General features: G+C 65.8%; 11 protein-coding genes and 1 other annotated feature. Of the genes, 10 read left to right on the top strand and 1 reads right to left on the bottom strand.

The genetic code is table 11. The features are described 5' to 3' along the window. Nucleotides 1-337: 337 nt before the first annotated feature. Nucleotides 338-390: a sequence feature (sul1 is cis-regulatory element that is thought to sense ions involved in sulfur or methionine metabolism; They are found in Alphaproteobacteria), on the top strand. 90 nt (nt 391-480) lie between these two features. From KYC_RS20495 to KYC_RS20485, 5 genes are all read left to right on the top strand, one after another. Then, on the top strand, nt 481-1947 hold the full coding sequence (locus KYC_RS20495; protein WP_043519012.1) for a SulP family inorganic anion transporter: 1467 nt from the start codon (nt 481-483) through the stop codon (nt 1945-1947). Between the two features lie 379 nt (nt 1948-2326). Beyond that, nucleotides 2327-2746 (top strand): type VI secretion system tube protein TssD, encoded by a 420-nt coding sequence (gene tssD, locus KYC_RS30080; protein WP_008165918.1) that lies wholly within the window; start codon nt 2327-2329, stop codon nt 2744-2746. A 1-nt stretch (nt 2747) separates the two neighbouring features. Beyond that, nucleotides 2748-3272 carry a DUF3304 domain-containing protein gene (locus KYC_RS29025; RefSeq protein WP_238531974.1) on the top strand — a complete coding sequence of 175 codons (525 nt, stop codon included), beginning with the start codon at nt 2748-2750 and terminating at the stop codon, nt 3270-3272. Nucleotides 3273-3459: 187 nt separating this feature from the next. Then, nucleotides 3460-3981, top strand: coding sequence for a DUF3304 domain-containing protein (locus tag KYC_RS29020; RefSeq protein ID WP_238531973.1), 522 nt, complete (start codon nt 3460-3462; stop codon nt 3979-3981). After that, complete coding sequence (locus KYC_RS20485) at nt 3978-5879, top strand: T6SS phospholipase effector Tle1-like catalytic domain-containing protein (protein WP_008165911.1); 1902 nt, start codon at nt 3978-3980, stop codon at nt 5877-5879. The genes KYC_RS29020 and KYC_RS20485 overlap by 4 nt, the downstream gene beginning before the upstream one ends. Nucleotides 5880-5894: 15 nt before the next feature. Here KYC_RS20485 and KYC_RS20480 read toward each other — a convergent pair whose 3' ends face one another. Next, on the bottom strand, nt 5895-7532 hold the full coding sequence (locus tag KYC_RS20480; RefSeq protein WP_008165909.1) for an ABC transporter ATP-binding protein: 1638 nt from the start codon (nt 7530-7532) through the stop codon (nt 5895-5897). Between the two features lie 258 nt (nt 7533-7790). Between KYC_RS20480 and KYC_RS20475 the strand changes: the two genes are divergently transcribed. Genes KYC_RS20475 through KYC_RS20455 form a run of 5 tightly spaced genes read left to right on the top strand, consistent with a single transcriptional unit; the run spans nt 7791 to nt 12630 of the window. Then, on the top strand, nt 7791-8558 hold the full coding sequence (locus KYC_RS20475) for an endonuclease/exonuclease/phosphatase family protein (protein ID WP_008165907.1): 768 nt from the start codon (nt 7791-7793) through the stop codon (nt 8556-8558). Next, nucleotides 8555-9748 (top strand): cardiolipin synthase ClsB, encoded by a 1194-nt coding sequence (gene clsB / locus KYC_RS20470; RefSeq protein WP_008165905.1) that lies wholly within the window; start codon nt 8555-8557, stop codon nt 9746-9748. Before KYC_RS20475 ends, clsB begins: the two co-directional genes overlap by 4 nt. Continuing rightward, complete coding sequence (locus KYC_RS20465; protein ID WP_008165904.1) at nt 9745-10746, top strand: lysylphosphatidylglycerol synthase domain-containing protein; 1002 nt, start codon at nt 9745-9747, stop codon at nt 10744-10746. Before clsB ends, KYC_RS20465 begins: the two co-directional genes overlap by 4 nt. Before the next feature lie 8 nt (nt 10747-10754). Continuing rightward, entirely contained in the window at nt 10755-11885 is a 1131-nt protein-coding gene (locus tag KYC_RS20460) for a DUF3182 family protein (RefSeq protein WP_008165901.1), read from the top strand. Continuing rightward, a complete protein-coding gene (locus KYC_RS20455; RefSeq protein WP_008165899.1) occupies nt 11872-12630 on the top strand; it encodes an alpha/beta hydrolase family protein in 759 nt (252 codons plus the stop codon). Before KYC_RS20460 ends, KYC_RS20455 begins: the two co-directional genes overlap by 14 nt. The last annotated feature ends 1 nt before the right edge of the window (nt 12631 follow it).

The raw sequence follows: 12631 nt of genomic DNA, 5'->3' as shown, positions 1-12631 counted from the left end.
CGATGGCGCTGAGGGTGGCGGCGCGCAGCAGGACTGCCGGCGTCGCTGAGAGACTGGGAGGGGGCATCGGGCGCCGGCGCATGCGCGGCGCCCTGCTAGGAGGAGGGTCTTCGGTCATAGATGGCGGATGGCTCGCGGGGCTGCCGGGGCAGCGAGGGGCCGGAAAATCCGCCGGGCTCTCTTTCTTACAGGATCCTGAATAATACCTGAAACGCGCGGGCGCGCGATTGGGGCTGACCCGCAGTCGGCGCAGGCACCGCGCGTGCAAGCGGGTACAATTCGGTCCGCCGCGCCTGCAAGGGGCGCGCATGTTCGTCGCGACGCTGTCGCGATCCCAGATGGACCCGGCTTGCCGGGTGGCTCGGCCGGGCGCCTATCCCTCGGACAACCTCAAGCGAATCGGGCGCTCGCCCATCTCTGCCGCTTCTTTGCTGGCAGCGCGAACCGTCCACGCTTGCTCAAATCAAGCTTAGCCAATCAATGTCAGTTCTTTCCCAGCTTCGCCGCAACTGGATGGCCAATCCACGCGCGGACATTCTTGCGGGCGTGCTCGTCGCGCTTGCGCTCATCCCGGAGGCCATTGGTTTTTCCATCATCGCCGGCGTGGACCCCAGCGTGGGCTTGTACGCGTCGTTCTCCATTGCGCTGATCATCGCGTTCACGGGCGGGCGCCCCGGCATGATCTCGGCGGCGACCGCCGCCGTGGCCGTGCTGGTGGCGCCGCTGGTGCGCGACCACGGCATCGGCTATCTGTTTGCCGCGTCCATCCTGATGGGCGTCATCCAGGTCATCGCCGGCTTCCTGCGGCTGGACCTGCTGATGCAGTACGTGTCCCGCTCGGTGGTCACGGGCTTCGTCAATGCGTTGGCCATCCTGATTTTCATGGCGCAGCTGCCGCAACTGATCGGGGTGACCTGGGTGGCCTACGCCATGATCGCGGCGTCGCTGGCCATCATCTACCTGCTGCCGCGCGTGACCACCGTGGTGCCTTCGCCGCTGGTCGCCATCATCGCGATGACTGCCGTGTCGATCTACGGCGGGCTGCAAGTCAACACGGTGGGCGACATGGGCGCGCTGCCGTCCGCCCTGCCCTCGTTCATGATTCCCGACGTGCCCTTCACGCTGGAGACGCTGCGCATCATCCTGCCCTACTCGGCGACGATGGCGGCGGTGGGCCTGCTGGAATCCATGATGACGGCGCAGATCGTGGACGACATGACCGACACGCCCAGCGACAAGCGCCGCGAATGCAAGGGCCAGGGCATCGCCAACATCGTGACGGGGTTCCTGGGCGGCATGGGCGGATGCGCCATGATCGGCCAGTCGGTGATCAACGTACGTTCCGGCGGCCGCACCCGCCTGTCCACGCTCGTCGCCGGCACGTTCCTGCTGTTCCTGATCGTCGTCCTGGGGCCGCTGGTGGCCCGGATTCCCATGCCCGCGCTGGTGGCCGTCATGATCATGGTGTCGATCGGCACGTTCAGCTGGCGCTCATTGCGGAATCTGGGTTCGCACCCGTGGCAATCCTCGGTGGTCATGTTGTCCACGGTGGTGGTGGTGGTCTGGACGCATGACCTTGCCAGGGGTGTGCTCGTGGGCGTGGTGCTCAGCGGCCTGTTCTTCGCCGGCAAGGTGAAGGGGCTGCTGAATGTGGAGTCGGCGCTGTTCGAGGACGGACGCACGCGGATCTACCGCTATAGCGGCCAGATCTTCTTCGCATCCTCTTCGCGGTTTTCCGCCGCGATAGACTTTCACGAGCCCGTCGAGCGCGTCGTGATCGACCTGTCGGCCGCGCACTTCTGGGATATTTCGGCGGTCGGGGAACTGGACAAGGCCACGTTCAGGTTGCGCCGTGCCGGACGGCAGGTAGAGGTTGTGGGGCTGAACGAGGCCAGCGCCACGCTGATCGGCCGCTATGCGCAGCGCGACGCGCCGGCGGGGCACTAGCGGCCTGCCCCGTAAATTCACCAATAGGATTGCAGCGCTCACTGTAGGACCAAGCGGGCCAATATTGGCCCGATCGGGCCATTTTTGGCCCGTTTTTTATCCCGCGTTTTCAAAGGCTTATAAAAAATCGAGCCAACATTGGCCCGAAAACCCCGGAAAAAAATCACTTTTCGCCGTTTCGCAAAACGCGGGGCGTGCACGGCACACCCGGATGCGCACCCAAGCAACTGATAAATAAAGAGAAACCGGCGGCACGACAAGAGTTGGCACGGCTTTTGCATTTAGGCCCATGTCATCCCCGATGGCATCGCGGCCCAAGCGGCCATTTCGTCAACGACCCAAAGGAAGCTGCCAATGCCGACTCCCCGCCACGCCGCTGATGTACCAGGCGCTGGCCTCCGGCGAGATGCTGCCGGAAGTGGAAGTGAAGTGGCACCGCACCTCCATCGAGGGCAAGCAAGAGCACTTCTTCACCACCAAGCTCGAAGACGCCACCATCGTCAACATCAACACCGTTCTGCCGCACGCGCAGGACCCGAGCAAGGCCGAATACACCCAGCTGGTCAAGGTCGCCATGGCCTACCGCAAGATCACCTGGACCCATGCCATCGCCGGCACCGAGGCCTCGGAGCCTGCCATGCCCAAACAATTCTATTTGCGCTTCCCCTTCGACCTCATCGGCAGTGGGGCGCGCGGCGTATTCGAGGTCATCGAGTCCGAAACTGCACGAAGCGCTGGTTTGGCGCAAACCATAGGTCGTCTCGACATTGCACCATGTCACACGACGACGAGGATTTGAAATGATGCGCCTCCTGAAACTAGGCATCCCTTTGCTATTCGCTCTACTGACGGCTTGCGATAGCGGATCTGCCAAGGAAGATATGGTGCCCGTATCACTTACGGGCATTGACCATTTGGCCGACCACCTGAGCGTGCAGGATTTTGGGGTGAACGGCACGGGCGGATTTCAGGCCGGCAAAGGCGGACGCATCGTTTGCTGCGTCAGCCTGCCTAGGAAATGGCGTCCGGACCTGTCTGTCGTGGTGCGCTGGCACATAACCAATTGGCAAGGGTGCGACTGGGAAAGCTATGAGCGCCGAGTACCGGTGGACCGCTATGACAAAGTTGGCAGCCTATATATCCACTTCATGGCAGACGGAAGCGTACGTGCGGTCTCATCCAATATCAATCCAGCCTACGCGAATCCCGACTACCCAGGGCCTCATGATCGGATTCCGCAGAAGAAACCATGGGCGGTCTACGAACCACAACCCGGCCGATGCCCTCCCCAGGACAGTCCGACAGTGATGGAGCGGGCCAAATGAGTGAACTCCCTAAAACGCATCCCGTCGGTCCGATCCCTGGCATTCATCCTGTCTTTCCTCCATGCATACCCGCCTCGGAAGCGTGCGAAGTCGATGTCCAGATCGGCATCTTCTTTGATGGCACAGGAAACAACCAAGACCGGGATGCGTATTCAACCACTTAGCACACCAACGAGGACTTGAATTGATGCGCCTCCTGAAACTAGGCATCCCTTTGCTATTCGCTCTACTGACGGCTTGCGATAGCAGATCTGCCAAGGAAGATATGGTGCCTGCATCACTTACGGGCATCGACCATTTGGCCGACCACTTGAGCGTGCAGGACTTTTGGGTAAACCGAACGAGCGGATTCCAGGCGGGTAAAGGCGGACGCATCGTTTGCTGCGTCAGCCTGCCTAGGAAATGGCGTCCGGACCTGACTGTCGTGGTCGGATGGAGCATCACCAATTGGCGGGACTGCGGCTGGGAAGATTATGAGCGCCGGGTTCCGGTGGATCGCTATGACAAGGTTGGCAGTCTATATGTCCACTTCATGGCTGACGGGAGCGTACGTGCAGTCTCATCCGATATCAATCCAGCCTACGCGAATCCCGACTATCCGGGGCCCCAGGATCGGATTCCGCAGAAACAACCCTGGGATGTCTACGGCAAACGACACCGGCAGTGCCCCCCGCAGGATGGTCCCGTCATCATGGAGCGAGCAGAGTGAGCGAGATCTTTCAAACCCATCCCATCGGCCCCACTCCTGACATCCTTCCGGTCCTTCCGCAGTGCTTCCTCGCTACGGAAAAGTGCGAAATAGATTTGCAGATCGGCATCTTCTTTGATGGCACAGGAAACAATCAGGACTGGGACGAGGCGGACGGCTGTAACGTCGGACTCGGAAAGACGCAACGTGAGGCACGCAAGGACAGCAATGTAGCCAGGCTGTTCAGGGCGTATCCGGAACAGCCAGAATGGGGCATATCGGGGATATACGTCCCTGGCGTCGGAACGCCATTTCCAGAAATCGGCGAAAACGCCTATGCGACCTTTGGCCCGTCGATGGGCCGGGGAGGAGATGCGCGCATTAATTTCGCACTCCTCAAGCTTTTGGATTTTATTCACAAGGCCGTTGGGCGAAGTATCTCCCCATTGGTAAACGAGGTGATTCTGGCCTTGTGCCGCAATGCCAAGCGAAGACTGATCGCGCGTACCGGCACCTACTCCCCCGTTGCCGGAGGCACTCAGGATATTCAGGCCCTGGATGCGGTCGGGATGCGCACGGAAGGCGGACTGCTGTGTGATTTCTTCGGTGCGCGTCCACAGGCCGAAGCATTCTACCGGCGCCAAACCCAGGCGCTGGCCGAGAAGATCGCGAACACGTCCAAGCCCAAGCTGGTGGACATCACCATTGATGTCTTCGGCTTTTCCCGCGGAGCAACCCAGGCGCGCGTCTTCTGCAACTGGCTCAAGGCCATGATGGACGGAAATCGCCTGTGCGGCGTGCCTGCAAGGATCCGCTTTCTGGGAATCTTCGATACCGTGGCGTCGGTGGGGTTGCCCAGCAGCGCCGGAGGAGACGGTCATTTCTCATGGGCGACGCCCGACGCGCTGCGTGTCCCGCCAAGTATCCAGTGCGTTCACTACGTCGCCATGCACGAGAACCGCACGTCCTTTCCGCTCGATAGCCTGCGTGGTCCCGATGGCGCGCTGCCAGAGAACCACAAGCAGTTCGCCCTGCCCGGCATGCACTCCGATGTGGGCGGCGGCTACCTGCCTGGCAGCCAGGGCCGCAGCCCCAGCGGGCAACACGACGACATGCTCTCGCAAATACCGTTGGAACTCATGTATCAGGCGGCGCGGACTGCACAGGTGCCCTTGAATCGCGACTTGGCGATTATCGGTAAATACGACCCCTTTGCCGTTCATCCCGACTTGCGTCAGGCCCATGCGGCCTTCATGCAGGCCGAGCGCCCTCAAGCCACCACCGCGCGATGGTTGCTTAGCTACCTAGCCTGGCGCTACCAAGTCCGCGACGTTTATGCGACCGAGCTTTCTTGGGTCACGCGAGCTCGCGCGAGCACCCTCAACGATTTCAACGACTTGGCTGGCGCAAATCAAACGCTAATGGCGGACATTGCTGTGCTGGAAGGCGAATCCGATAAAGCGATGAAATTTTTGCGTGCAGCCATTCGTCTCAACCCCTCCGCGCTGGCGGGGCTCGAAGCGGCAAGCACCGTCCGGCGCGCTGCGCTGGCAAGCGAAGCCCAGGACGTGCTGACGCATATCAAGACCCATCCGATTCTTGGCACACCTGAGAATCCCGAGCACCTGACCCCTCAGGCTTACCTGTTTGCAAACTATATGCACGACTCGTATGCGGGCTTTCGGCCATTCGACCAACCCCTGTACTGGGCTGCGTGCATAGATCCGGTGCCCACCAGTTGGGAGAGCCAGGGGTATCTGCGTTTTCGCCGGGTATACCAGGGTACGGGCAAGCCCGTGACCCATGCGCCACCGACCGAGCAGCAGTTGCTAGAGGCTGAACAGCGCGAGCGCGAGGCTCAACTGCAAACGATTCAGAGCACCATCGACATGGGGAAGTTCATCAATGGTCCTTGGTGAGTAATCTATGAGCCCTCAGGCCGCAAGCCGGGTCGCGACGGCCGCGGGATCCCAGCGCCGGCCGGGCACCGCGGCCAGCAAGGCCCGCGTATAGGGATGGACCGGATTGCCGAAGACCTCGGCGCACGCGCCCTCTTCCACCACGCGGCCTTGCTTCATGACGGCGATGTGGTCGCAGACCTGCGCCGCGACGCGCAGGTCGTGCGTGATGAACACGATGGACAGGCCGAGCTGTTCGCGCAGTCGGCCAAGCAGCGCCAGCACCTGGGCCTGCACCGACACATCCAGCGCCGAAACCGGCTCGTCCGCGATCAGGACCTGCGGATTCATCGCCAGCGCCCGCGCCAGGCCGACGCGCTGGCGCTGCCCGCCGGAGAATTCGTGCGGATATCGGCGCACGGCGTCGGGCGACAGGCCCACCAGTTCGAACAGTTCCTGCGCGCGCGCCCAGGCGGCGCGGCGCGGCGTGCCATGCACGATGGGCCCCTGGGCCACGATCTCGCCCACGCGCTGGCGGGGGTTTAGCGATCCGTACGGATCCTGGAACACCATCTGCACGCGGCGCGCATGCGTGCGCCGGGCCGCCGCGCCCTTGAAGGCTAGCGGCGCGCCGGCCAGCGTGATGCTGCCGTTGTCGGGCGGCAGCAGGCCCAGCAGCGTGCGCGCCAGGGTGGATTTGCCCGAGCCGCTTTCGCCCACGATGCCCAGCGTGCCGCCCTGCGGCAGCGCCAGCGTCACGCCGTCCACGGCGTGCGTGACCCGTCCGGGCCGGCCGAGCCAGCCGCGTTTTCGGTAGGTCTTGGACAGGCCCTGCGTCGTCAGGATGGCCGGCGCGGCCGCATCCAGGGACGCGCGCGCTGCGGCGGGCGCCAGCGGCGGCACGGCCGCGATCAGGGCGCGCGTATAGGGATGGCGAGGGTGTTCCAGCACCTGGCCGGCCGTTCCGCTTTCGACCAACTCGCCGCGCTGCATGACGGCCACGCGATCGGCGATCTCGGCCACGACGCCGAAGTCGTGCGTGATGAAAAGCACGGCCGTACCCTTGCGCCGCTGCAGGTCATGAATCAGGTGCAGGATCTGCGCCTGCGTCGTCACGTCCAACGCCGTCGTGGGCTCGTCGGCGATCAGCAGCGCGGGCTCCAGCGCCAGCGCCATCGCGATCATCGCGCGCTGGCGCTGTCCGCCTGATAGTTCGTGCGGATAGGCCTCCACCGCCTGCGCGGGATCCGGTATCCGCACCGATTCCAGCAAGTCCAGCGTGCGGCGCCGGATCTCGGCGCGCGACAGGCGCGTGTGGGTGCGGAACACTTCCGCGATCTGGTCGCCGATGGTGCGCAAGGGGTTCAGCGCGGTCATCGGTTCCTGGAAGATCATGCCGATGCGCTGCCCGCGCAGGCGCCGCAGCGCCTCGGGCGCGAGCGTGAGCAGGTCCTGCCCTTCCCACAGCACCCGGCCGCCGCTCGCGCGCACGCCCTGCGGCAGCAGGCCCAGTATCGTGCCCGCGGTCAGCGACTTGCCCGAGCCGCTCTCGCCGACGACGCAGACGATCTCGCCCGCGTGCACTGCCAGCGACACGTCCTTCAGGGCGTGCGGCCGGTCGGCGCCGGGCGGCAGGTCGACGGTAAGGTTTTCGATGCGGAGCAGTTCGGTCATGAGCGTTCGGGCCTGGGTTGGGTCAGCGTCGTCCAGCACGCCGCCGTGGCGCGGCGCCCTGCGCGTACGGCATCTGGCAAGTAGCGGATCTTAGGCTGCCCCTTGCGGGCTGAGAAATGCCGATTGCTCATTTGCTCATGCGTCCCCCGGTTCGCCGCCCTGCTCTGGGCGGGCGGTTTTCCCCGGCCGGCTGACGTTCCGTTACGCGGCGGGAACGGCGCTTGCTCCGAGCGGCAGATCGCACCCGCGGGAGATTTCATGCCTGGCTCGCATTACATCGACGCGACAACGCTTACCGTCCTGACGGTGAACACGCACAAGGGCTTTACCAGCTTCAACCGCCGGTTCATGCTGCACGACCTGCGCGAGGCGCTGCGCACTGCGGCGCCGGACGTGGTGTTCCTGCAGGAGGTGCTGGGCGAGCATCAGGTGCACGCCGGGCGTCACGATGCGTGGCCGGCGCAGTCGCAATACGAATTCCTTGCGGACACCCTGTGGACGGACTACGCGTATGGGCGCAATGCCGTCTATCCGGAGGGCCACCACGGCAACGCGATCCTGTCGCGCTATCCGATCGAGCGCCACGACAACCACGACGTCAGCGTGGACGGCCATGAAGGCCGCGGCCTGCTGCACTGCGTGCTGCGACCGCCGTCGCTGCGTGCCCCCGTACACGCGATCTGTGTGCATCTGGGCTTGCTGGAGCATCACCGCGGCCAGCAGTTGCGCCGGCTGTGCGAACTGGTGACGCACGCGGTCCCGGCCAACGAGCCGCTGCTCATCGCGGGCGACTTCAACGATTGGCGGCTGCGCGCCGACAGGCTGATGGGCGGCTGCGGGACGCGCGAAGTGTTCACGTCCCGGCTTGGGCGGCCTGCAAGGACCTTCCCCGCCCGCTGGCCGCTCCTGCGCCTGGATCGGATTTACGTGCGCAGCGTGCGCGATTGGCAGCCGGTGCCGCTGGCGTCGCGGGTCTGGTCGCGCCTGTCCGACCACGTGCCGATCTGCGCGGAGATCGCGCTATGAACCCGGGATGGCGCGAGCACAACCGCTACACCTTGCTTGAGAACGGCACGGAGTATTTCCCCGCCGTGATCGAGGCGATCGGCGCGGCCCGCAGCGAGGTGCTGGTGGAGACATTCATCCTGTTCGACGACGCGGTGGGCCGGGATATCCAGCGCGCGCTGATCGACGCCGCCCGGCGCGGCGTCAGCGTGGACCTGACGGTCGACGGCTACGGGTCCGACGAACTGAGCGATGAATTCGTGGGCGCGATGACCGAAAGCGGGATCCGCTTTCATGTGTTCGACCCCCGGCCGCGCTTTTTAGGGGTGCGCACGAACGTGTTCCGGCGCATGCACCGCAAGATTGTTGCCGTGGACCGCGAGCGCGCCTTCATCGGCGGCATCAATTTTTCCGCGGACCACCTGCCGGACTTCGGGCCCGAGGCCAAGCAGGACTACGCGGCGCTGGTGGAGGGGCCGCTGGCGGCCGATATCGCGGACTATGCGCGCGCCGCCCTGGGCAATGGCCGGCCGCGCCGCCAGCGCCGCCGCCCGGCGCGCCTGGACCCCCTGCCCGACGGCGATGGCGGCGGCCGGCTGGTGGTGCGCGACAACATCAGCCACCAGAGCGACATCGAACGCTATTACCGGGCCGGCGTGCGGTCGGCTCGCACGGACGTGCTGATCGCCAACGCCTATTTCTTTCCCGGCTACCACCTGCTGCGCGACCTGGCCAACGCGGCCCGGCGCGGCGTGCGCGTCCGCCTGCTGCTGCAGGGCGAGCCGGACGTGCTGGTCGCCCGGCTGGCGGCGACGATGCTTTACGACTACCTGATCGACGCGGGCGTGCAGATCTACGAATATTGCAAGCGCCCGCTGCACGGCAAGGTGGCCTGCGTGGACGCGGACTGGTCGACGATCGGCTCCAGCAATCTGGATCCCCTGAGCCTGGCTCTGAACCTGGAGGCCAACGTGGTCGCGCGCGACTCGTCGCTGAACGCCGCGCTGCGCCAGAGCCTGGACCGGCTCATCGAGCAGGACTGCCGCCCGGTGGAAATGGCCAAAAATTCCCGGCGCCGGCTTCGGCGCCTGTGGATCGGGGTGATCGTGTTCCACTTCCTGCGGCGCTTCCCGGCCTGGGCCGGCAGCCTCCCCGCCCACAAGCCGCGCCTGCATTCCGTCACGCCCGACACCCGCAGGGAAACGGCATGAAGTTCCTGCACACGTCGCCGATGCGGGCGTTGCGCCACCGCTGGCCCCGGGTCAAGCGCGTGCTGCCCGTGCTCATCCTGCTGGTGGTGGCCGGGCTGCTGTACTACTTCGGCCGCTCGGTGGACTGGCCGCAGGTCTGGGCCAGCATGCGCAAGATCCCGCCGCAGACGATAGGCATTGCCGCGAGCCTCGTCGTGGCGGGGTATCTGGCCTATGGCTGCCTGGATCTGCTGGGCAAAAGATACGCGCGCCATACCCTGCCCGCGCCTAAGGCGCTGGGCGTGGCGATGGTGAGCTACGCCCTGAACCTGAACCTGGGCGTGCTGGTGGGCGGACTGGGCGCGCGGCTGCGCCTCTACACGCGGCTGGGTTGCCGCAAATCCGTCGCGACCCGCGTGGCTTTGTTCTCCGCCTTATCGAACTGGATCGGCTACGCCTGGCTCGCGGGCGCGCTGTTCGCGTGGGGCGTGGTGCCCGTGCCCGCCGGCTGGGAAATCGGCGCGGGAATGCTGCGCCTGCTGGGCGTGGCGCTGCTGGCGCTGGGCGCCGCCTACGTGGCGGCCTGCGCCACGTCGACGCGGCGCAGCGCGACCTGGATGGGCCACCACATCACCCTGCCCGGCGTGGGCATGGCGGCGGCCCAATGCGCCGTCGCCGCGCTGTCGTGGGCCATCATGGGCGGCATCATCTATGTGCTGCTGCAGGGCAAGGCGGCTTATCCGGCGGTTCTCGGCATTCTGCTGTGCACCAGCTTCGCGGCCGTCATCACCCGCGTCCCGGGCGGCCTGGGCACCACCGAGGCCATCTTCGTGGCCGCGCTGGCGCCTGAGATTCCCGCCACGCAAGTCCTGGGCGCAGCCCTGGCCTACCGCGCCCTGTACGCGCTTGCGCCGCTCTGCCTAGCGCTGGCCGCCTATCCTCTGATTGAGCTGCGGCTGGGGCTGCGGCGGCGCAAGACGCAGGCGCCGCCCGCGGGCCCGGCACGGCGCTTGCTGTGAGGCCCGCCATGAACCGTCCCCTACCCCCTGCATCCGGCACGGTCGCCGCCTATCCCAGGCGCGCCGGCGCGTCCGAACATGAGATCGCATCGCAGGAGGCGCTGGCCCTGCGCCTGGCCGCCCTGTTGGGCCGGCGCTTCGTGCCGGACTTCCGGCCCACCCGGCATCGCGGCGAACCTGCCCCCTACTACGTGCCGGACCGCAGCATCACCAGTCTGGCGCGGGCCGCGAAGCTGGGCATCACGCGCGCCGCCGACTTGTACGGCGGCGTGACGCCTCACGCTTTCGTGGCGACCAAATCAATCACTCACGGCGTGCTGGACGCCCAGTCCCGGACGCCGCAGGGCTGGGTGCGCCGGCTGGCGGGCGATCTGCGCGAGGTCGTGCTGCGCGGCTTTTCCGCCTTTGCGCTGGACGACGCGCAGCGGGCCGGCGAGCTCATGCTCAAAGACGGGCCGCTGCGCCTCAAGCCGGCCGACGCCAATGCCGGCCGCGGCCAGATCGTGGCGCGCACGCCCCAGGAACTGCGCGCGGCGCTTGCCAGCCAGGATCCCGCCCTGGTGCGCCGCCTGGGCCTGGTGCTGGAAGAAGATCTGACGGAAATCGCCACCTACAGCGTCGGCTGGGTGCGGGTGGGCAAGCTCGAAGCCTCCTACGTCGGCACGCAAGGGCTCACCCCCGACAACGACGGCGTCTCTGTCTACGGCGGCTCTACCCTGCGGTTCGCCCGTGGGGGCTTTGACCATTTGCGCGCGCTGGAGCTGTCGGACGACGAACGGCGGGCCGTCGACCTGGCGTGCCGCTACGACACGGCCGTGTCTACCGCCTATCCGGATTTTTTTGCGTCGCGCCGCAATTACGATGTCGCGATAGGCCGCAACGACCGGGGCGATGCCAGGTCGGGCGTGCTGGAGCAGTCCTGGCGCGCTGGCGGCGCCAGCATCGCGGAACTGTCGGCGCTGCAGGCGTTCATGCTGTCTCCCTCGCTCAAGACGGTAACGGCGGCCACCCGCGAGCGCTATGGCAAGGACGAGCCCGTGCCCACCCCGCAGCGCTATGTGTATCGCGGCGAAGACTCCGCCGTGGGCATGATCACGAAGTCCGGCGGCGTGCTGGAGGAAAGCAATGGCCGCATATAGCGATCCGATCCATATCGAAGTGGCGGACCAGCGCCTTGCAGGCACCTTTCTCACTCCCGAAAGCAAGGTGCCGGGCGTGCTGTTCATCCACGGCTGGGGCGGCGATCAGGCGTTCGACCTGTCGCGCGCCAAGGGCATCGCCGCGCTGGGCTGCGTCTGCCTGACGTTCGATCTGCGCGGCCACGCCGCGACGCAGGCGCAGCAGAAGGAGGTATCACGCGACGACAACCTGCGCGACGTGATGGCGGCCTATGACCGGCTGGCTTCCCATCCGTCGCTGGACAGCGGATCGGTCGCCGTGGTGGGCAGCAGTTATGGCGGATACCTGGCCGCGCTTCTGAGCGGGCTGCGGCGCGTGCGCTGGCTGGCGCTGCACGTGCCTGCGCTGTACCGCGACGACGAGTGGATGCTGCCCAAGAACCAGCTCAACCGCGAGACGCTACGGGCCTATCGCAACAGCCACGTCGAACCCGAGGCCAACCGCGCTCTGTCGGCCTGCGCCGCGTTCGCGGGCGACGTGCTGATCGTCGAGGCCGAGCACGACCTCTACATTCCGCATTCCACGATCATGAGCTACCGGTCGGCGTTCCGCCGCTCGCACTCCCTGACGCACCGCATCCTGGACGGGGCGGACCATGCGCTGACCGACAAGGCCTCGCAGCAGGCCTATACGTCCATTCTGGTGAACTGGGTGACCGAAATGGTCATGGGCGCCCGGGTGGGCCGGGCCAGGCCCACGCCCTGAA

Origin of the sequence: Achromobacter arsenitoxydans SY8 (assembly GCF_000236785.1) — a bacterium.
GTDB lineage: Bacteria > Pseudomonadota > Gammaproteobacteria > Burkholderiales > Burkholderiaceae_B > Achromobacter > Achromobacter arsenitoxydans.
Note: the sequence above shows the minus strand (reverse complement) of the source record. Positions and strands in the feature narration are given on the sequence as shown.